Below are 20,070 nucleotides of genomic sequence, written 5' to 3' on the forward strand. Positions count from 1 at the left end.
CTCTGCCTCTTATCGCGCTATACTTGTCACCATTTTTTTGCACGTTGTGAGCCGACTCCCCATGGAAAAGACCTACCAACCCGAACAGATTGAAACCCGCTGGTATAAGCGCTGGGAAGCCGATAACCGCTTTGCCCCTTCGGGTAAGGGCGCGCCTTTCTCCATCATGATTCCGCCGCCCAACGTCACCGGCAGCCTGCACATGGGCCACGCATTCCAGGACACCATCATGGATACCCTGACGCGCTGGAAGCGAATGCAGGGTAACAATACGCTGTGGCAGGTAGGCACCGACCATGCCGGTATCGCCACGCAAATGCTGGTTGAGCGCAAGATCGCTGCAGAAGAGGGCAAAACGCGCCACGACCTGGGCCGCGATGCGTTTATTGATAAAGTTTGGGAGTGGAAGGAAGAGTCTGGCGGGCACATTACCCGCCAACTACGCCGCATGGGCGCCAGCGTTGATTGGAGTCGCGAGCGCTTCACCATGGATGACGGTTTCTATAAAGCCGTTCAGGAAGTCTTCGTGCGTCTGCATGAGGAGAAACTGGTTTATCGTGGCAAGCGGCTGGTCAACTGGGACCCGACGCTACACACGGCGATTTCCGACCTGGAAGTGGAGAACAAGGAGCAGCAAGGCAGCTTCTGGCACTTCCGTTATCCGCTGGCCGACGGCGTTAAAACCGTCGATGGCAAGGATTATGTCGTGGTTGCCACCACCCGCCCCGAAACCCTGCTGGGCGATACCGGCGTTGCAGTCAACCCAGAAGATGCACGATACGCCTCGCTGGTGGGCAAGTTTATTGAGCTACCGCTGGTGGGCCGCCGCATCCCTGTAGTGGCCGACGAACACGCCGATATGGAGAAAGGTTCGGGCTGTGTGAAAATCACCCCGGCCCACGACTTCAATGACTATGAAGTCGGCAAGCGCCAGAACCACCTGCTGATCAACGTTTTTTCCAAAGACGCCGCGATTCTTGAACAGGCGGAAATCTTCAACCTTAAGGGCCAGCCCCAGCCTGAAGAAGACGCTAGCCTGCCCGCCAAGTACGCAGGCCTTGATCGTTTTGAAGCGCGTAAACAGATTGTCGCCGACATGGACGCACTTGGCCTGCTGGAGCAGGTGGAAGCCGTCAACAACACTCTGCCCTATGGCGACCGCTCGGGTGATGTGATTGAGCCGCTGCTTACCGACCAGTGGTTCGTGGCCGTTGAGTCGCTGGCCAAACCAGCGATTAAAGCCGTAGAGAACGGCGACATTCAGTTTGTCCCTAAAAACTACGAAAACATGTATTTTGCATGGATGCGCGACCTTCAGGATTGGTGTATTTCCCGTCAGCTGTGGTGGGGCCACCGTATTCCGGCCTGGTATGACGCAGAAGGCAATGTGTACGTTGCCCGCAGCGAAGCCGAAGCACGTGAAAAACATGGCCTGGATGCGGGCCTGGTGCTCACCCAGGACGAAGACGTTCTGGATACCTGGTTCAGCTCAGGTTTATGGACCTTTGGCACGCTTGGCTGGCCAGAAAAAACCCCGGAGCTTGAAACCTTCCACCCCACCAGCGTGTTGGTGACAGGCTTTGACATCATCTTCTTCTGGGTAGCCCGGATGATTATGATGACTTTAAAGTTCACCGACCAAGTGCCCTTCAAAACCGTGTATGTCCACGGTCTGGTACGTGATGGGCAGGGACAGAAGATGTCCAAATCCAAGGGCAACGTACTCGACCCGATTGATCTTATCGACGGCATTACGCTGGATGCACTGCTTGAAAAGCGCACCGGCAACATGATGCAGCCGCAAAAAGCCAAGGCGATTGCCAAAGCGACCAAGGACGAATTTAAAGACGGCATTGAAGCCCATGGCACCGATGCGCTGCGCTTTACGTTCCTCTCCCAGGCCACCACTGGGCGCGATATTAAATTTGATATGAACCGCTTGGAAGGTTACCGCAACTTCTGCAACAAGCTGTGGAACGCCTCGCGCTACGTGCTCATGAATGCAGAAGGCGAGGATTGTGGCACCGACGGCAGCGAGGTTGAGCTATCGCTGGCCGACCGCTGGATCATTTCCGAGCTGCAGAAGACAGAAGCCCAGGTGACCAAGGCGATGGACGAATACCGCTTCGACCACGCCTCACAAGCGCTCTACGAGTTTGTCTGGAATGAGTATTGCGACTGGTATCTCGAGCTTTCCAAACCGGTGCTGTGGGATGAAAATGCCTCCGCTGAAGCCAAGCGCGGCACACGTCGTACCTTGGTGCGCGTGCTGGAAACCATTCTGCGCTTGGCGCATCCGATGATGCCTTATATTACAGAAGAGATCTGGCAGCGCGTGTCGCCCCTCGCGGGCACGTTTATGGGCGAAGGCACCTCATTGATGCTTCAGGCATGGCCGGAAGCCGATGAGAACAAGATCGACGAGCAGGCCACCCGCGATATCGAATGGCTCAAAGGCGTCATTATCGCCGTGCGTAACATTCGCGCCGAGATGAATATTTCCCCCGGCAAGCCGCTGGACGTTCTGTTAACCAAGGGCAAACCGGAAGATGCCAAGCGCCTGGAAAGTAACCGCCATTTCCTGGCCAAGCTGGCCAAGTTGGAAAGCGCGACCTGGCTTGAAAACCCCAACGATGCCCCGCTTTCAGCAACGCAGCTTGTCGGCGATATGGAAGTCTTGGTGCCGATGGCCGATTTGATCGACAAAGACACCGAGCTTGCCCGCCTGAATAAAGAGATCGAGAAGCAGGACAAGCTGATTGGCGGCATTGAGAAAAAACTGGGCAACCCCGGGTTTATGTCTAAAGCCCCCGATGCCGTCGTCGAAAAAGAGCGCGGCAAGCTAGCCGAGTTCCAGTCGGCTAAAAAACTGCTGCAAGAACAGAAAACCAAGATTGAAGCGCTGTAAACCGCTGGCGTAACTCGTTCAGCTTAAAACGCCCGGCTCTTAATGGAGCCGGGCGTTTTTTTATAGTTTATCTATAACTCTACGTATACGCCGAAGCTATGGCAGGCTTCGTCAATCACGCTTCCCACGCGCTGTTGCGATGATGCTAGCTTCCCTCTCGCCAGCCGCCAAGCACTCGGCTATCCGGGCCGAACAAGACCAGCCGGTCATGGTCAATGAGATAACGATAGGCGCCTTCCAGCATGTTCGTTACCTGCGCGGCGTTTTCCATATCGGGGCACGCCATACGCGTGCTCGCCAGCTCTTTTACATCGAAGCGGTGCCCTTCGCCCAAGCTTATCTGCCCCGTAAAGCGGTTACAGCCGTCATAACCGGCAATCGTTCCATCGCTAGAGATTTCAAAAAATGGCGTTTCATTAAACGCTAACTTCTCATCTGTTCCGATCAACAGAAGATCCCAGCGCTGATCCACTATCGCTCCTGAAAGCTCCGCACTGCTCGGTGCTTCATGCCCCTCTTGAGGCGCGGGCGAACTGCTGCATGCGCTCAAAAGCAAAGCCGCCGATACACACAAGGGCAGCAAGCAATGACGCAGCGTTAACGTCTTCATGGACATAATCGTCACCTTATAGGTTTTACCAGTTACCACTGTTTTCCATGGAAGCCCATGGCTCTTGAGGTGCTAGCGTGTCACCCTTTTGCAGTAGCTCGATTGAGATACCGTCAGGCGATTTTACAAATGCCATGTGCCCATCCCGTGGGGGGCGGTTAATAGTAACACCGGCGTCCTGGAGCTTCTGACAAAGCGCGTAAATATCGTCTACCCGATAGGCTAGGTGACCAAAATTACGGCCGCCAGTATAGGTTTCAGGGTCCCAGTTATACGTCAATTCAAGCTCGGGAGCGGAGAGCTGCGCAGAGCGCTCTTCATCTTCGGGGGCGGCAAGGAAAATCAGCGTAAAGCGGCCTTTTTCGTTCTCTTTACGGCGTACTTCTTTAAGACCCAGCAGGTCACAGTAAAAGTGAAGCGATGCATCCAGATCGCTGATACGTACCATCGTGTGTAAAAACTGCATGTTATTTCCTTTTCATTAAGACCGGTGAATGAATGTTAACGCGGATATCCATTATGTGGATGGAAACAGAATAGGTCTTAACCAGCAAATCTTGTGCATATCAGATGGCTTATGCCCAAATGCTCATCAAAGCTCATTATTCAGCCCGACCTACACCACTATCGGTTTAAATGACGGCCTGCTTTAACCAACCATTAGACAGATTTAGTATACAAGGTCGAATTCAAAGAAAAATCTGTATAGTGCTATTTGAGGGCTATCTCAAAGGAGACGTTAGTGGACTCAATCACACAGGCGGCGTTGGGCGCTGCGATTGGCGGTGCGGTGCTGGGTCGGCGCTTGGGCCGTAAAGCCATTCTCATAGGGGCACTAATGGGCACGCTGCCCGACCTGGACGTAGCGCTGGACTATGGCGATGCTATCGCTAATGTGACCGAGCACCGGGGGTTTAGCCACTCGTTATTTGTACTGACCGGACTCGCGACGTTACTAGCCCTGCTTAGCAGCCGTTTTGCCCCTGCACGCGATATTTCCTTTATCCACTGGTGGTGGTTTTTTACACTCACGCTAATCACGCATCCACTGCTTGATGCTCTGACCACCTATGGCACGCAGCTCTTCTGGCCGCTAGAAACATCACCGGTCGCTTGGCCGATTGTATTTATCATTGACCCGCTCTACACCCTGCCTCTTCTAATTGGTTTAATCGTAGGCATCGCGTCAAAACAGGTACAAAAGTACGCTACGGCCGCGCTGGCTGTCTCAAGCGTTTACTTATTACTAGCAGCCGGAGCGAAGCTGAACATTGAGCACCGGCTGGCAACGGTTCTTGCCGAGATGGGGCTAGAGGAGGCGCCTTTACTGGTTCAACCAACCCCTTTTAACACGGTGCTATGGCGGGCTACCGTGGTCAATGAGGATCACTACTATGAAGGTCTGATTAGCGTATTTGATGGCAAGCGTCAGCCACGTTTGGAGCCGTTATACCGCAATATAGCGCTTGAAGAGAGTGCGTTGGCGGGCCCGCTTGGCCAGCGGCTAATGTGGTTTACTGGCCCTTTTTTGCGCTATGACACCATCAATATTGAGGGGCATGAAACATTAATTGCTACCGATCTTCGGCTGGGCTATCCCGGCTTTCACCCGTTCAGCTTCACCCTCGCAGCGCTGCAGGATGACACATGGATACCTGTGGATGTCAGCGAGCAGATCGAGACCGCACGTGGGCTGCAGCTAAATATGCTGTCGCGTCTCGCAGCAAGGGCCGCTGGAGATGCCATGGCGCTTTGTGCAAGCGACTTTATCTCGCCTGAGTGGCGCGCTGACCCGCTTCAATACCACTGCTAAGCGGTGGCCACCGCACCGCTAGCAGTGATGGCTGATAGGCGCTGAAATAAAAACTTAGGGGGCGATTCCCTGCCCACAACCACTGAACTGCTCACCTCCGTAGCTGAGCGTTACCCGCGCAGGGAAGGGAAAACCGCTCATATTGTCAAAGCAAGCGCCCGCTTCAATACGCACGCGAAAGAAAGGCTCAACGCGGGCGTTTTCAAGCACCACCCGGCCCGCTTCGTTGTCCATCACGCTCACCATATAGGGCAACTCAATACGCTCTTCGCCGTAGTTAAGCTCCAGGGTTAACGTGGGGGAATCGTGTGCGAGCGCTACCACCCAACCAGGCTCATTGCCATGCCCAAAAAACATAACGCCTGGACGCTCTGAACGAGTAAGAACGTTTCTCTCTTCGCCAAGGGTGCACTGCAGCTGGCCACGCGGTGTTTCCACCATGGCCTGGTTACCTCGGTTCCAAAAACTGATACCGCCCTCTTGATAGCGAGCCCCGTTGGCGACAACCGCTTGAGGCAGCTGCCAGGCACCGTGCAGCGACCAAAGCCGCAGGTCATTAGTATTCGTCGCTGTCACTAAATTCTGGTCAGCAGGCTGACAGTGCCAGCCCTGGTACTGCTCGGCGTTTCCAGCAAAAAGTACCGAGGGCAGCAATGGGGCACTGCTGTTAACGGTCATTGTGCCAGACTCGTCTGCTGGTGAAGACGTAGAGGCACAGCCGGTGAGTGCCATCAAACAAGCACCCACAGCGGCTAGTCGAAGGGGGGTAAAAAACGTCATCTCTCAAGGCTCCCTGCGCGCGTGATTTACTGTGTAATGCATTAGCTTCGCTTAAAGGCGTGTAGATCCTGCGGATCAAAGGTATCAAACCTGGGCGGCAATCCCAATGCTGCCCGCTTTTCCGCCAAGTGATGTTTCTCGGCCAGCCACGTGGGGTCTTGAGAGGGCTCACGACCATTTAGCTCGGCTAGCTGCGTTATCCCTTGATGGTAAAAGGTCACGATATTAAGCGCGGCTTGATTATCGTCTTCAAGTGCACGCCTAAGCGTAGGTAAATACCCCCTGATTTGCGATAGGTGTTGCTTTAACTGCCATACGTAGCGCATCTCGGTCATCCAGGGCCGTTCGCGCAGTACCGCAAAGAGTGCGCTGGTGGCTAGAAGCCCCAGGAAGATACCCAACGCGTAGAGCCATAAGCTGCTGCCCAAGGCAGAGGTCAGCAGCATGGAAAACAGCATTCCAAAAATAGCCAGCTGGCCCGCCATCGCAAAGCTAATCATACGCGCCTTACGGCGGTAGCGTTGTACGTCATGCGGCTCAAGGGTAAACACCATGGCCAACCTCGCAATCCAAATGAGTGCTCTATAATACGGGGCTGACCAACGCAAACAAGCCTGCGTCGCTTAATGTGAGCTTAATCGCTCTGCGGCCATTTTTAACAACCGCTCGGTTGCCTCCCAGCCAACACAGGCGTCGGTTACCGAGACACCGTAACGCAGTGCACTAGGATTCAACGGCTGCTTGCCCTCAAACAGGTGGCTTTCAAGCATCAAGGCGACCAGATTGGCGTTGCCCGCCTGCCGCTGAGCCAGTACATCCAGCATTACTTCATTCTGGCGACGATGATCTTTACGTGCATTGGCGTGGCTACAGTCGACCATTAAACGTGGGTTCTGACTCGCCTCATGCAGCGCCTTGATCGCTGCCTGAACATGCGCCGCCTGATAGTTCGGCTCGCCATGCCCACCGCGAAGCACGACATGCGTATGAGGGTTACCGGCTGTTTGCTGCATGATGGGACGTCCATGGCTGTCCTGAGCAAAGCGCTGATGCCCATGAGCGGCAGCTTGTATTGCGTCAATCGCGACCTGTACATCACCGCTGGTGGCATTTTTGAATCCGACCGCCGCGGCCAGGTTACTGGCCAGCTCACGGTGCAGCTGCGACTCTGTCGTGCGCGCACCAATCGCTACCCAACTTAAGAGGTCATCCAGGTAAGGCGCGAGCATGGGCTGAAGCAGCTCGGTGGCCACCGGCAGGCCTCGGGCGGCAACGGCATGCATCAATTCACGAGAGAGGGTAATGCCCTTGGGCATATCGCCACGACCATCTAAATCAGGGTCATAGGCCAGCCCTTTCCAGCCAACCGTCGTGCGCGGCTTTTCAACGTAAACCCGCATTACCGGTAAAATCTGCTCATCCACCTGTTCACTTAGCGCCGCCAAACGGTCAGCGTACTCAAGCGCTGCGTCCGGGTCATGGATAGAACAGGGGCCTACCACCACCAATAATCTTTTATCCTGACCACTTAATATTTTCTGAACCGCTTCTCGCTGTTGAGAAATTTGCTGGCCTAACCGAGCATCAACGGCAACGCTTTGGCGTAACTCGGCGGGTGTCGGTAAGTGATTAACAGGGCTGGGCGTACTGTCGCCAAGGGGTTTGGCGTTAGCATTCTTGATCGGGGCTAGGCTTGCCTGGGCATTCATCATTAACTCTCCGGTATCACATGACATCGTTGATTGGCGTTACCACCCAAACGGGCACGGTCGGAGGTGGCAGCTTGCACCGACCGCGCGTCGCTAAATCGCCAGCCATAGCCCACATAGCCGGTAGCGATAGTGACGTTATAAGCGCGATACATCATGGTGAAGCTCCTTAATGAAATTCCTATGGCAAAAGCCGTTAAACGCAAAAAGCCCCGGCGGGGTTACCAACCGGGGCTTGAAGATTCGGCAGGCAACCTGGAAGGTGTGCCTGGTAGCGCGACGTTAACCGTCGGCCGCGGGCACACCGTGGCTAAACCAATATCCAAAATAGGCCACAACGCTCATGCACACACTAACCGCCATAAAAGGCAGGCGGTTAGCAGTGTGGAAAGGCGCTTGTGTGTGCATATTTTTCCTGATGATTGGTAAGCCAAGGGGTCGCGAAAAGTCGTTTTAAAAAATGTATATCTTTATCCTGCCCTTAAGCTTGGCAAATGGCAACTGTTGATTAACAAACAGCGCCATAGCCAAATGTGACAGACTAACACCGTGGGTCAATCACCCACGCGGCGCATAAGCAAATACGTCGGAAAAAACCCGCTCACTCACCACGCCTCTGGCTTCCAACACATCCAGGCAGGCGTATACCATGCCGGGCGAGCCGGAGAGATACACGTCATAATCGCTGAACGTCAGCGCCGCTTTCTCCAGTACAAGATCAACCCGGCCCTGATGGTGATGAATACGCTCGCCGCTTGCCAAAGGCTCGGTTAGCGGAAATTCGGTGACCGCTTTAAACGTTACATTGGGATAGCGCTGCGCCCACTCAGTCGCCAGGCTTTCAGCGTAAAGGTCGCGATGCTCACGGGCAGCCCACCAGAGTGAGATTGGCCGCTCAGGCTGGTCACGCAGGGTGGCCTCAACAATCGCTTTCATTTGTGAAAACCCTGTGCCAGCAGCAATCAGTAGCAGCGGACGCTCGCTTTGCGCGTCAACCACACATTCACCGCCGGGCAAGCGCAGCGTTAGCTGATTGGCAACCTGGAGCAAGTTTCGAAGTCGTACTGAATTATCGCGCTCAGGCCAGTGCTGAATATGCAGTTCAATGACGCCATCGCCCTGCTCGGCACTGGCAATTGAAAAGGGCACCCAGGTGTTGTCATCCAATTTAAGTTCTAGATACTGCCCAGGCGCATGCTGCATTGATTCTGCGCGCCCTTTTAGCGTCACGCCAAATACGTCAGGATTTAAATCCTCAACGGCCGTTACCTGGCAGGTTAACGTCCTTGCGCTCATGAAAACCTCTATATGAAAAATCGATCAACGTGCGCCGCTAAACTTGACTACCTTCTTAACCGCCATGCCGCGGTGCTGGCAGAGGAATACCGATTCCCAGCTCTTCCCACCGCTCGTCAACGCGCTTTTTGACCGTATCGTCCATCACGATGGGTGTGCCCCACTCACGGTCCGTTTCGCCTGGCCATTTGTTGGTCGCATCGAGCCCCATTTTGGAACCCAGGCCAGAGACGGGCGAGGCGAAATCCAGATAATCGATAGGCGTATTCTCAACCATCACGGTATCTCGCGCCGGGTCCATACGAGTGGTAATCGCCCAGATCACGTCTTCCCAGTTGCGCGCATCAACGTCGTCATCCAGCACAATCACGAACTTGGTGTACATGAACTGACGTAAAAAGCTCCATACCCCCATCATCACGCGCTTGGCGTGACCTGGGTACTGCTTTTTCATGGTGACAACCGCCATGCGATACGAGCAGCCTTCAGGCGGCAGGTAAAAGTCGACAATTTCAGGAAACTGCTTGCAGAGTATCGGCACAAACACTTCGTTGAGTGCCAACCCGAGAACGGCAGGCTCATCCGGTGGTCGCCCGGTGTAGGTGGAGTGATATATCGCATCCCGACGCATGGTCATACGCGTTACCGTAAAGACCGGGAAGTGATCCACCTCGTTGTAATAGCCGGTGTGATCACCGTACGGGCCTTCCGGTGCCATATCATCAGGATAGATAACCCCTTCCAGAATAATCTCACTGGAGGCAGGCACTTCAAGGTCTGAATGGCCGCACTTAACAAGTTCGGTACGCGAGCCGCGCAGAAGCCCGGCAAACGCATATTCGGAGAGTGAGTCAGGAACGGGGGTAACGGCCGCCAGGATTGTGGCCGGGTCGGCACCCAGCGCCACGGCAACCGGGAAAGGCTCGCCTGGATGCGCTTGCTGAAACTCCTGGAAATCCAGCGCGCCGCCACGGTGGGAGAGCCAGCGCATGATCAGGCGGTTCTTGCCGATCTTTTGCTGCCGGTAAATCCCCAGGTTCTGACGCTTTTTATGCGGGCCTCGGGTAATGACCAGCGGCCAGGTGACCAAAGGCGCCGCATCGCCCGGCCAGCAGTGCTGGATAGGCAGGCGGTCAAGATCAACCTCGTCACCTTCAAAAACGACTTCCTGCACAGGCGCCCGCTTAACGGTTTTAGGCCCCATGCTAAGCACTTGTTTGAAGATAGGCAGCTTGTCCCAGGCATCTTTCAATCCCTTGGGCGGATCTGGCTCTTTTAAAAAGGCCAGCAGCTTACCCACTTCACGCAGCGCTTCGACCGACTCCTGCCCCATCCCCAGCGCCACGCGCTTTGGCGTACCGAAAAGATTGCCCAGCAGCGGCATATCATGGCCCTTCACATTCTCAAACAAGAGTGCCGGGCCACCGGCACGCAGCGTGCGGTCGCAAATTTCGGTGATTTCCAGGTAAGGATCGACTTCGGCTTGGATACGCTTGAGTTCACCGCGCGCTTCCAGCGCCGCGATGAAGTCGCGCAAGTCGTTATACTTCAAGACACACTCCCCGCTAGGCTTGCGCCGCTATAGTGATTTTCATCAATCCTAGCGGCGTTTCATCGCTTCAAAGAACTCAAGATTCGTCTTGGTATCCTTCAGACGATCAATCAGGAATTCCGTGGCAGCCGTGTCTTCCATCGGGTTGAGCAGCTTGCGCAAAATCCACATGCGCTGCATCTCTTCCTCAGACGCCAGCAGATCTTCACGCCGCGTGCCGCTGCGACGAATGTTGATTGCCGGGAAGACGCGCCTTTCCGCCAGCTTGCGATCAAGGTGCGCTTCCATATTACCGGTGCCCTTGAACTCTTCGAAAATGACTTCATCCATCTTCGAACCGGTATCCACAAGGGCCGTGGCAATAATGGTCAGGCTGCCACCTTCTTCGATATTACGCGCCGCACCGAAGAAGCGCTTAGGCTTCTCAAGCGCATGCGCGTCGACACCACCGGTAAGCACTTTACCGGAGCTCGGCACGACGGTGTTGTAGGCACGGGCCAAGCGGGTAATCGAGTCCAGCAGGATGACCACGTCTTTCTTGTGTTCAACCAACCGCTTGGCTTTTTCGATAACCATTTCAGCGACCTGAACGTGGCGCGCCGGCGGCTCATCAAAAGTGGAAGCCACGACTTCACCGCGTACGGTACGCGACATTTCGGTAACTTCCTCCGGGCGCTCATCGATCAACAGTACGATCAGATGGCACTCAGGGTTGTTGCGCGTAATCGAGGTGGCGATGTTCTGCAGCATCAGTGTCTTACCCGCTTTAGGCGGAGACACCAGCAGGCCACGCTGACCTTTACCAATCGGCGCAGTCAAGTCGATGATACGGGCCGTAAGATCTTCGGTGGAACCGTTGCCGATTTCCATCCGCATGCGGTCATCCGGGAACAGCGGCGTTAAGTTCTCAAAGAGAATCTTGTGCTTGGCATTTTCCGGACGGTCAAAGTTGATCTGGCTAACTTTGAGCAGGGCAAAGTAGCGCTCACCTTCTTTGGGCGGGCGAATTTTGCCGGAAATGGAGTCGCCTTTACGCAGGTTAAAGCGGCGAATCTGCGAGGGCGATACGTAGATATCGTCCGGTCCGGCGAGATACGAGCTGTCGGCGCTGCGCAGGAAGCCAAAGCCATCCTGAAGAATTTCCAGTACACCGTCGCCGTAAATATCCTCACCGCTTTTAGCGTGTCGTTTGAGGATGGCGAAAATGATGTCCTGCTTGCGCGAACGGGCCAGGTTATCGATACCCATTTCGCGGGCGATATCGAGCAGCTCGGGAACGGTTTTTTGCTTGAGTTCAGTGAGATTCATCGGTGTGTTAGAAAGTTGCTCTGGAAGCTAGGCGCAAGGCGCCAGAATAAGACAGGAGGCGTAGCACGTACTGATATGGCTAGGCGCCGTGTGATGCGTTCAGATCCCGATAAAGCACGTACTCGATGGTAAGCCGCTGGGCATGTGCAAACTCATGGCGTTGGTGCAATGAGGCATATGAGTTATTGCTCAGTTCGAGGGTACATGCAGCTGTTTGCTCTGATTAGCATAAGGAAAGAACCAATCAGCGGGTCATCTGACGACTTGGAAATATGGCTGATGCTATATGGATAAGCAGTATCTTGTTAACATGCTGGATAAGCGTTAGTTAGTCAACATGCGCAGCACAATCATCGCGTGCTTAGCCAAGGTAAGTACAGCATTAAATAAATACGACGTTCAATAAGTCCCGGTAATACCAAGAAAACCTAGTACCAGGAAAGCTTAGCACCAAGACAACTGAATCGACACGCTATCAACGATCTCTTGTCAGCAGAGCTATTTCTAGTAATTTTTGGGTAATTTCTAGCAATCAGCCCTGTAGCAGGCAAGGTCGAGTCAGGCCTGTAGTTCGATGGTAGTCAAGGCCCGCGATAAACGCAAGTCTTTGCCAATTGACAATAGCCCAAGTGCACCGCAACCTTGGCAAAGCCAATACGAAGGATAGCTCATGCCCAAGGACATTTCACCTCCTGTTAGCGAACTGGAAAACGCAGTACCACAGCGGCTAGCCGCCATTGACCTCGGCTCCAACAGTTTTCACCTTCTGGTAGCCAACTATCAAAATGAGCGTCTACAAGTCGTTGCTCGATTGGGTGAAAAAGTCCAACTGGCGGCTGGACTGGATGAAGAAGGCAAGCTTAACGAAGCAGCCATTCAGCGCGCCCTGGATTGCCTGGGTCGCTTCGCGCCGTTTTTAAGCGATATTGAGAGCGCAAACCTGCGTATCGTGGGCACCAACGCCCTGCGTGACGCCCACAATAGCCAAGCGTTTATTGAACGGGCTGAAACACAGCTTGGTCACCCCATCGAAATTATTGCGGGCCGTGAAGAGGCCCGGCTTATCTATCTAGGGGCTGCTCATGCCTTGGCCGAAAACGGACGCCGCTTGATTGTCGATATTGGTGGCGGCTCAACAGAATTTATCATTGGTGAGGAGTTTGAGCCCAATGCGCTGGAAAGCCTGCGCATGGGCTGTGTGACCTTTACCAGCCGCTACTTTCCTGACGGCGAGATTAGTGAAAAGCGCATGCGCCGCGCCGAACTGGCCGCGTTATCAGAACTTGCCCATATCCAGCGCCCCTACCTACGCCTTGGCTGGGAAGACCCGGTAGGTTCCAGTGGCACTATTAAAGCAGTAGCCAGCGTTCTTCTCGCCTACGGCGACACACCCACTGAAGGTGTGATTACGCGTAGCGGGCTCAAAAAACTGCGTGAGCGCCTGCTCAAGTGCAAACAGCTGGACAAAGTCGAGCTCGACGGGCTAAAGCCTGACCGCGCACGAGTTTTCCCTGCTGGGGTGGCCATTTTAAGTGCCATCTTCGAGGCATTTGATCTGAATCAAATGCGTTTTGCCGACGGCGCCCTGCGCGAGGGTGTGCTCTATGATATGGCTGGACGCAATAGCGCAGAAGACACGCGCTCCAAAAGCCTTGACGTTCTCCAGCGCATTTACGACGTGGATACCCGACAGGCCGATAACGTGGCCGAGACCGCACTACGTCTGTTTAAGCAGGTGCAAGGCGCCTGGTCGCTCACCCATGAACACCGTTACTATCTTCAGTGGGCCAGCCATGTACACGAAATTGGCTTGGCTATTTCCCATAGCCAGTTTCATCGCCATGGCGCTTACCTGCTGGAAAACTCTGATCTGGCGGGTTTTTCACGTCCGGAGCAGCATCAGCTGGCCTTTCTAGTGCGTGCCCATCGGCGTAAATTCCCGCTCAAGGAGTGGCAGGCGCTCCCCAAGGCGCAGCACACGCACAGCATACGGCTTGCCCTATTGCTGCGCCTGGCAGTACTGATTAACCACTCACGCCCCGAAAACGCCCCGCCCTTGCCGAACATTAGTGTTGATGCCGACAGCTTAACGCTGGCACTGCCCGCCAGCGATGAACCAACGCTACTCAGCACCGATATTGAGCAGGAGCAGGCTTATATGGATGCCGCAGGCTTCACTCTGAACGTCGTACAGGAAGGCTAAGAGAGGCAGACGGGCGCACCGCCTACGAGACAAACCTTACGTTAGCCGCTTTCCAGAGCACTCTGGCAGGCGGCTGAACCACGCCAAGGCAAGTGTCTTCCGCCATGACCATCACCAGCCGCTCGCGCTCCCATGGGGGAATTTGGGCCTCCTGAAGCAGCCTTTTAACATCTCGGCGCCCTCGCTCGGCAAGCGCAATCACTTCACCTCCCTGGCGCCAGCGCAACATTAACGGCGTATCGGACTTCAACGAGAGCTCCAGCGCACCTAGCGGTGTTGCTTGCCCTGCCCTGCCATCCCAGGCACACTGCCAAGCCGGTAGCGGCTCAAGCGGCGCCATTAGATAAAGCCGCTGTTGCCATACCCGAGTCTCGGCTCCTGGCCACGTGACGTGTACACCAGCGTCCGGTGCGGCCGTTAATTGATCAAGCAGCGTCTCAAGGCGACGCTGAGGCGGGGTCGGCAATAATCGCTGTTGGCACCAGGAGCGTACCAGCAACCGCTGGCGAGGCCGTGAGCGCGTGGCCAACGCAAGGGCATCAATACTCTCCAAATCGGTGCTGTTAGCATCTGTGCGAAGCGTCTCCAATTCCGCTTGAGCATACTCACTGAGCAGTGCATCCGCTTCCCCGGCATGCTTAGCGCTATGGGAAAACGCGCCAGCCATTTCGGGCCAGCGCGCTTTGAGAAGAGGCAACACGTCATGACGCAGGCGGTTACGATCAAGCGTGACATCGCTATTAGTGGGGTCTTCGCGCCATTCAAGGCCGATTTGATGCGCTCGTCCCTCCAGGCAGCGCCGGGCAATCGAGAGCCAGGGCCGAATGAAGGTAAGGCCGTGTGCATGACGGCAGTGTGGCATTCCCGCTAACCCGCGAATACCGCTTCCCCGCAGGGCAGCCAGCAGAAACGTTTCCGCTTGATCATCCTGATGCTGAGCCAGCCAAACGGTGCCCCCTGAGGGAACATGTTCATGAAACGCAGCATAGCGCGCCTGGCGCGCTGCCGCCTCAATACCGCCAGTGGCGTCAACCGATACGCGCACCACACTAAGCGGCACGCTAAGCTGCTTGCAAAGCGCTTGGCAGTGCTGCTCAAAGTCATCGGCAGCGGCCTGCAGGCCATGATGAATATGGATGGCGCGCAGTGGGCGATTGGCCTGGCGGCAAACAGAAACTGCCAGCGTCAGTAATAAGGCGGAATCAAGCCCCCCGGAAAGCGCGACCCAAATAGAGCGCCCCGGTGGGGTTTCCACCAGGGCGTCGTTTAACAGGCGTTCAAGCTGATTAGGCAGTTGGGGCGCCATAGCTCATTAAACGCTTATAACGGCGCTCCAGCAGGGCATCTGTATCCAGTGCCTGAAGGCGTTCAAGGCTCGCGGTGATGGTCTCTTTAACGCGCTCCGCCGTCGTCATCGGATGACGATGCGCACCGCCTAGCGGCTCTTTAATCAGCCCATCTACAAAGCCAAGCTCTTTTAAGCGCTCTGCGGTGATCCCCATTGCCTGGGCCGCATCAGAGGCTCTTTCAGCACTTTTCCAGAGAATAGACGCACAGCCTTCTGGTGAAATAACCGAATAGGTGGAGTACTGAAGCATGTACAGCTCATCGCATACGCCGATCGCCAATGCCCCACCGGAGCCGCCTTCGCCAACAACCGTTGATATAATCGGTGTTTTTAAGCGCGACATGACCGCCAGGTTGTAGGCAATCGCTTCACTCTGACCACGCTCTTCCGCGTCAATGCCTGGATAAGCACCGGGGGTATCGATAAAGGTTAAAATCGGCATTTTGAAGCGTTCGGCCATTTCCATCAGACGACACGCTTTACGATAACCTTCGGGGCGAGGCATACCGAAGTTACGGCGCACCTTCTCTTTAACATCGCGTCCTTTCTGGTGGCCGATCACCATTACCGGCTTATCATTCAAGCGCGCAACGCCGCCTACCAGGGCAGCATCATCAGCGAAGTTACGGTCGCCATGTAGCTCGTCAAAGTCGCTAAACATATGCTCAAGATAGTCGAGCGTATAAGGGCGCTGAGGATGACGCGATAGCTGAGAGACCTGCCAGGGAGTCAAATCCTTGAAGATCGATTCGGTCAGCTTACGACTTTTCTCCTCCAGCCGAGATATCTCATCGGAGAGATTAACGCTGTCGGAGCTAACCAAACGTAGCTCCTCAATTTTTGCCTGAAGCTCGGCAATGGGCTGTTCAAAATCGAGATAATTGGGATTCATCGGCTCTGCCTGTAAGCTGCCTATAAAAAAGGCCTTGTCGAAACGAGTATCTAATAGACGTATTATCGCATCCTGACCCTGCCACGCAAGGCAGGGTCTGCTCAATTACGCTACCCAACCGTCTTACGGTCAGGTTTAGCGGTAACGTAGCTGAACCCCCGCCTGCCCTTCCACATCGCGCAACGCAAGCAGCAAGTCATCACTGGGCGCGACCTTCCATTCACCGGCAAGCTCCAGCCAGCCGACGGCTTTGGCATGGCGATACTGCAACCGCACCGGCAAACCGCCATTATCCCGGTAGGGCGCTAAACTATCACGCAGACTCTCGACCAAGCGGCCATTGATACGCTCGGCGTCCAGAGCAAGCTCAACGGCATCGCCATAGCGAATACGGGCCGTGACCATCGGCGTTACATCTTTTCCACGCAGTCTAAGCCCGCCGGAGAAATCGTCACTGGAAACTTCGCCTTCAACAATCAATACCTGGTCAGCTTCTATCTGACCACGCAACTGATCGAATAGCTCACCAAACAACGATGCTTCAATACGCCCGGTGCGATCATCCAGGGTGATAAACGCCATGGTATCGCCACGTTTGGACTTCATGGTACGCATCGCAACCACCAGCCCGGCCACCCGCTGAGGTTCCCGGGAGGGTTTTAAATCGCTAATGCGTGTTGATACAAAGCGTTTTAATTCACGCTCATATTCATCAATCGGATGCCCGGTAAGATAAAGACCGAGGGTATCTTTTTCGCCTGAAAGGCGCTCGCGGTCGGTCCATTCTCGCGCACCGAGGTACTCAGTGTAGACGTCGGGCGCTTCGTCTTCGGCATCAGCAAAGGCCTCGCCGAACATGTCCAGCATGCCCAAGCTCTGGTTGGTGTGGTTCTGGGCGGCAGCCTTCAGGGCATCTTCCATAGAGGCCGCCAGCACGGCCCGGTTAGGACCAAGATTATCCAGCGCCCCTGAGCGAATCAGCGCCTCAAGGGTGCGCTTGTTCATACGCTTAGGGTCAAGCCGACGGCAGAAATCGAACAGGTCGGTGAACGGCCCACCCGTCTGGCGCGCCTCGACAATTGCCCCGATGGGCCCCTCGCCCACCCCACGAATCGCACCCAAGCCGTAAACCACGCGCCCTTCGGTATCCACGGTAAATTTGTAGCCGCCTACATTCACGTCTGGTGGTGTAACGGTCAGTTTAAGGTTGCGGCACTCCTCGATTAGCGGTACCACTTTATCCAGATTGTCCATCTCGGTAGACATAACCGCGGCCATAAATGGCCCTGGATAATGGGCTTTCAGCCACGCGGTCTGGTAAGACACCAGCGCGTAGGCGGCAGAGTGCGACTTGTTAAACCCGTAACCGGCGAACTTTTCCACCAGGTCAAAGATGTTACCGGCAAGATTCTTATCGATACCGTTGGCCGCACAACCCTCCATGAAGCCATCGCGCTGCTTGGCCATCTCTTCGGGCTTTTTCTTACCCATTGCTCGGCGCAGCATATCGGCCTGGCCCAGCGAGTAGCCTGCCATTACCTGAGCGATCTGCATGACCTGCTCTTGGTAAAGGATAATACCGTAGGTAGGCGACAGCACCGGTTTTAACAGCTCGTGCTGGTAATCCGGGTGTGGATAAGATACTTCGGCACGGCCATGCTTACGGTTGATAAAGTCATCGACCATGCCCGACTGCAACGGGCCGGGGCGGAACAGCGCCACCAGAGCGATCATGTCGTCCAGCGAGTCCGGTAGCAGACGCTTGATCAGCTCCTTCATGCCGCGGGACTCAAGCTGGAAAACGGCGGTAGTTTCAGCACGCTTGAGCATTTCAAACGTTTTGCCATCATCCAGCGGAATCGCATCAATGTTCAGCGGTTCCTGGCCGTTCACACCGCGAACCTTATCGACCATCTCAAGCGCCCAGTCGATAATGGTCAGCGTACGCAGACCCAAAAAGTCGAACTTGACCAGCCCGGCGTCTTCGATATCGTTTTTATCGAACTGAACTACCAGCCCATTGCCGTTTTCATCGCACAACAAAGGCGAAAAATCGGTCAGCTTGGTAGGAGCAATCACCACGCCGCCCGCGTGCTTGCCGGTACCGCGCGTCGTGCCCTCAAGCTTGAGGGCCATTTCCCAGATCTCTTCAGCTTCTTCGTCGTTAGCAATGAACTCTTTAAGCGCAGGCTCTTGCTCGATCGCCTTGCCAAGCGTCATGCCCACTTCAAACGGGATCAGCTTGGAGAGCTTGTCACCCAGCGAATAGGGCCGCCCTTGAGCACGTGCCACGTCGCGCACCACAGCTTTGGCCGCCATGGTGCCGAAGGTAACAATCTGCGATACCGCGTCGCGCCCGTAGCGCTCGGCCACGTACTCAATCACCTTGTCGCGTTTTTCCATGCAGAAATCGACGTCAAAGTCGGGCATGGAGACACGTTCAGGGTTCAAAAAGCGCTCGAAAAGGAGGTCGTAGCCGATGGGGTCAAGATCGGTAATCTTTTGCGCGTAGGCGACCAAGGAGCCCGCACCGGAACCCCGCCCGGGCCCGACCGGCACGTTGTTGTCCTTCGCCCACTGAATGAAGTCCATTACGATCAGAAAGTAGCCAGGAAAGCCCATCTGAATAATAACGTTAAGCTCAAACTCAAGCCGGTCGCGGTAACGCTGGTCAATTTCCTTGTATTCGTCGCTTTCGCGCGGGTAGCGCTCGACAGGAAACAGGAAGTTCAGACGATCCGTTAGGCCGTCGTGGGAGACCTTGCGGAAAAACTCATCCTGGGTCATTCCCTCGGGGATTTCGAACTCAGGCAAAAATATCTCACCCAGGCGTACATCCACGCTGCAGCGCTCGGCAATCATCACGCTGTTTTCCAGCGCCTCGGGGATATCCGAGAACAGTGCTGCCATCTCGTCCGGGCTTTTTAAATACTGCTCCTCGGTGTAGCGGCGTTCACGGCGGGGGTCATCCAGCGCCTTGCCTTCACCAATGGCGACGCGCGTTTCATGCGCCCAGAAATCCTCCCGCTCAAGAAAGCGTACGTCATTGGTAGCCACCACTGGCGTGCCGGTATCGATGGCAAGCTTGACGCTGGCATGCACGCACGCCTCTTCAAGCGGACGCCCGGTACGAATCAGCTCCAGATAGAAACGATCCGGAAAGGCAACCTGCCACTCTTCAAGCAGCTGACGCGCTTCACGCTCATGATCGGAAAGCAGATGGCGGCCAATCTCGCCCTCCCGCGCCCCGGAAAGCGCAATCAGGCCTTCACTTTGTTCAAGCACCCAGCGCTTGTCCAAAATGGCTTTCCCCTGGCGCTGTCCGTGGGTCCAGCCCTTGGAGATCAGCTCGGTCAGGTTGCGATAGCCGACATCGTTCATCGCCAGCAGCGTTATACGGTAAGGATGTGACTCATCGTGGGGATTAAAGAGCCATAAGTCGCTGCCAATAATGGGCTTGAGTGCGGCCCCTTGAGCGGCTTTGTAAAACTTCACCAGGCCGAACAGATTTGTTTCGTCGGTTAGCGCCAATGCCGGCATGCCGCGATCAAAGGTAGTGCTGACCAACGACTTAAGTTTTACCAAGCCGTCGACCAGGGAGTATTCACTGTGCAAACGTAGATGAACAAACGGTACCGTCATGACACTCTC

The 20,070-nt window shown here is 55.1% G+C and carries 16 protein-coding genes; 4 read left to right on the forward strand and 12 right to left on the reverse strand.

The genetic code is table 11. The annotated features are described in order from the left end of the window. The first annotated feature begins 61 nt into the window (after positions 1-61). On the forward strand, positions 62-2,908 hold the full coding sequence (locus CZ787_RS13170) for a valine--tRNA ligase (protein ID WP_087109947.1): 2,847 nt from the start codon (positions 62-64) through the stop codon (positions 2,906-2,908). Between the two features lie 145 nt (positions 2,909-3,053). Here the strand turns inward: CZ787_RS13170 and CZ787_RS13175 are convergent, their stop codons facing one another. Together CZ787_RS13175 and gloA are read right to left on the reverse strand one after the other, a co-directional pair. After that, the gene (locus tag CZ787_RS13175; RefSeq protein WP_087109949.1) at positions 3,054-3,524 is read right to left on the reverse strand and encodes an META domain-containing protein; all 471 of its coding nucleotides are present in this window, start codon (positions 3,522-3,524) and stop codon (positions 3,054-3,056) included. A gap of 19 nt (positions 3,525-3,543) precedes the next feature. Next, complete coding sequence (gloA, locus tag CZ787_RS13180) at positions 3,544-3,984, reverse strand: lactoylglutathione lyase (RefSeq protein ID WP_087109952.1); 441 nt, start codon at positions 3,982-3,984, stop codon at positions 3,544-3,546. A 276-nt stretch (positions 3,985-4,260) separates the two neighbouring features. Between gloA and CZ787_RS13185 the strand changes: the two genes are divergently transcribed. Further along, the gene (locus CZ787_RS13185) at positions 4,261-5,331 is read left to right on the forward strand and encodes a metal-dependent hydrolase (RefSeq protein ID WP_087109954.1); all 1,071 of its coding nucleotides are present in this window, start codon (positions 4,261-4,263) and stop codon (positions 5,329-5,331) included. 54 nt (positions 5,332-5,385) lie between these two features. Here the strand turns inward: CZ787_RS13185 and CZ787_RS13190 are convergent, their stop codons facing one another. From CZ787_RS13190 to CZ787_RS18865, 4 genes are all read right to left on the reverse strand, one after another. Continuing rightward, the gene (locus CZ787_RS13190) at positions 5,386-6,111 is read right to left on the reverse strand and encodes an MliC family protein (protein ID WP_087109956.1); all 726 of its coding nucleotides are present in this window, start codon (positions 6,109-6,111) and stop codon (positions 5,386-5,388) included. 41 nt (positions 6,112-6,152) lie between these two features. After that, positions 6,153-6,665, reverse strand: a complete 513-nt coding sequence (locus CZ787_RS13195; protein ID WP_087109958.1) for a DUF3087 family protein — start codon at positions 6,663-6,665, stop codon at positions 6,153-6,155. A gap of 69 nt (positions 6,666-6,734) precedes the next feature. Further along, entirely contained in the window at positions 6,735-7,820 is a 1,086-nt protein-coding gene (locus tag CZ787_RS13200; protein WP_087109961.1) for a 3-deoxy-7-phosphoheptulonate synthase, read from the reverse strand. Positions 7,821-7,822: 2 nt separating this feature from the next. Then, positions 7,823-7,978, reverse strand: a complete 156-nt coding sequence (locus tag CZ787_RS18865) for a hypothetical protein (RefSeq protein ID WP_172118479.1) — start codon at positions 7,976-7,978, stop codon at positions 7,823-7,825. 25 nt (positions 7,979-8,003) lie between these two features. Between CZ787_RS18865 and CZ787_RS13205 the strand changes: the two genes are divergently transcribed. Continuing rightward, positions 8,004-8,249: a hypothetical protein gene (locus CZ787_RS13205; protein ID WP_140398990.1), complete on the forward strand. Its 246-nt coding sequence runs from the start codon at positions 8,004-8,006 to the stop codon at positions 8,247-8,249. A gap of 129 nt (positions 8,250-8,378) precedes the next feature. Here the strand turns inward: CZ787_RS13205 and CZ787_RS13210 are convergent, their stop codons facing one another. From CZ787_RS13210 to rho, 3 genes are read right to left on the reverse strand one after another with little or no spacing between them, the layout of a single operon-like run. Continuing rightward, entirely contained in the window at positions 8,379-9,116 is a 738-nt protein-coding gene (locus CZ787_RS13210; protein WP_087109965.1) for an NAD(P)H-flavin reductase, read from the reverse strand. A 55-nt stretch (positions 9,117-9,171) separates the two neighbouring features. Beyond that, positions 9,172-10,668 carry a 4-hydroxy-3-polyprenylbenzoate decarboxylase gene (ubiD, locus tag CZ787_RS13215; protein ID WP_087109967.1) on the reverse strand — a complete coding sequence of 499 codons (1,497 nt, stop codon included), beginning with the start codon at positions 10,666-10,668 and terminating at the stop codon, positions 9,172-9,174. Positions 10,669-10,716: 48 nt separating this feature from the next. Beyond that, the gene (gene rho / locus CZ787_RS13220; RefSeq protein ID WP_018918241.1) at positions 10,717-11,976 is read right to left on the reverse strand and encodes a transcription termination factor Rho; all 1,260 of its coding nucleotides are present in this window, start codon (positions 11,974-11,976) and stop codon (positions 10,717-10,719) included. Positions 11,977-12,646: 670 nt separating this feature from the next. Here rho and ppx point away from each other — a divergent pair. Continuing rightward, a complete protein-coding gene (gene ppx, locus CZ787_RS13225) occupies positions 12,647-14,179 on the forward strand; it encodes an exopolyphosphatase (protein ID WP_087109969.1) in 1,533 nt (510 codons plus the stop codon). A 22-nt stretch (positions 14,180-14,201) separates the two neighbouring features. Here ppx and tilS read toward each other — a convergent pair whose 3' ends face one another. The 3 genes from tilS to dnaE form a co-directional block, all read right to left on the reverse strand. After that, positions 14,202-15,485, reverse strand: a complete 1,284-nt coding sequence (gene tilS, locus CZ787_RS13230) for a tRNA lysidine(34) synthetase TilS (protein ID WP_087109971.1) — start codon at positions 15,483-15,485, stop codon at positions 14,202-14,204. Further along, positions 15,466-16,419 (reverse strand): acetyl-CoA carboxylase carboxyl transferase subunit alpha, encoded by a 954-nt coding sequence (accA, locus tag CZ787_RS13235; protein ID WP_087109973.1) that lies wholly within the window; start codon positions 16,417-16,419, stop codon positions 15,466-15,468. The genes tilS and accA overlap by 20 nt, the downstream gene beginning before the upstream one ends. Before the next feature lie 135 nt (positions 16,420-16,554). Continuing rightward, positions 16,555-20,061 carry a DNA polymerase III subunit alpha gene (gene dnaE / locus CZ787_RS13240; RefSeq protein ID WP_087109974.1) on the reverse strand — a complete coding sequence of 1,169 codons (3,507 nt, stop codon included), beginning with the start codon at positions 20,059-20,061 and terminating at the stop codon, positions 16,555-16,557. Between the last annotated feature and the right edge of the window lie 9 nt (positions 20,062-20,070).

It is taken from the genome of Halomonas citrativorans (assembly GCF_900163645.1).
Classification (GTDB): Bacteria; Pseudomonadota; Gammaproteobacteria; order Pseudomonadales; family Halomonadaceae; genus Vreelandella; species Vreelandella citrativorans.

Excerpts from the sequence above, each read along its gene's own strand:
- CZ787_RS13170 (WP_087109947.1), top strand. The coding sequence starts at position 62 with ATGGAAAAGACCTACCAACCCGAACAGATTGAAACCCGCTGGTATAAG.
- CZ787_RS13175 (WP_087109949.1), bottom strand. The coding sequence starts at position 3,524 with ATGTCCATGAAGACGTTAACGCTGCGTCATTGCTTGCTGCCCTTGTGT.
- gloA (WP_087109952.1), bottom strand. The coding sequence starts at position 3,984 with ATGCAGTTTTTACACACGATGGTACGTATCAGCGATCTGGATGCATCG.
- CZ787_RS13190 (WP_087109956.1), bottom strand. The coding sequence starts at position 6,111 with ATGACGTTTTTTACCCCCCTTCGACTAGCCGCTGTGGGTGCTTGTTTG.
- CZ787_RS13195 (WP_087109958.1), bottom strand. The coding sequence starts at position 6,665 with ATGGTGTTTACCCTTGAGCCGCATGACGTACAACGCTACCGCCGTAAG.
- CZ787_RS13200 (WP_087109961.1), bottom strand. The coding sequence starts at position 7,820 with ATGAATGCCCAGGCAAGCCTAGCCCCGATCAAGAATGCTAACGCCAAA.
- CZ787_RS18865 (WP_172118479.1), bottom strand. The coding sequence starts at position 7,978 with ATGATGTATCGCGCTTATAACGTCACTATCGCTACCGGCTATGTGGGC.
- CZ787_RS13205 (WP_140398990.1), top strand. The coding sequence starts at position 8,004 with ATGGCAAAAGCCGTTAAACGCAAAAAGCCCCGGCGGGGTTACCAACCG.
- CZ787_RS13210 (WP_087109965.1), bottom strand. The coding sequence starts at position 9,116 with ATGAGCGCAAGGACGTTAACCTGCCAGGTAACGGCCGTTGAGGATTTA.
- rho (WP_018918241.1), bottom strand. The coding sequence starts at position 11,976 with ATGAATCTCACTGAACTCAAGCAAAAAACCGTTCCCGAGCTGCTCGAT.
- ppx (WP_087109969.1), top strand. The coding sequence starts at position 12,647 with ATGCCCAAGGACATTTCACCTCCTGTTAGCGAACTGGAAAACGCAGTA.
- tilS (WP_087109971.1), bottom strand. The coding sequence starts at position 15,485 with ATGGCGCCCCAACTGCCTAATCAGCTTGAACGCCTGTTAAACGACGCC.
- accA (WP_087109973.1), bottom strand. The coding sequence starts at position 16,419 with ATGAATCCCAATTATCTCGATTTTGAACAGCCCATTGCCGAGCTTCAG.
- dnaE (WP_087109974.1), bottom strand. The coding sequence starts at position 20,061 with ATGACGGTACCGTTTGTTCATCTACGTTTGCACAGTGAATACTCCCTG.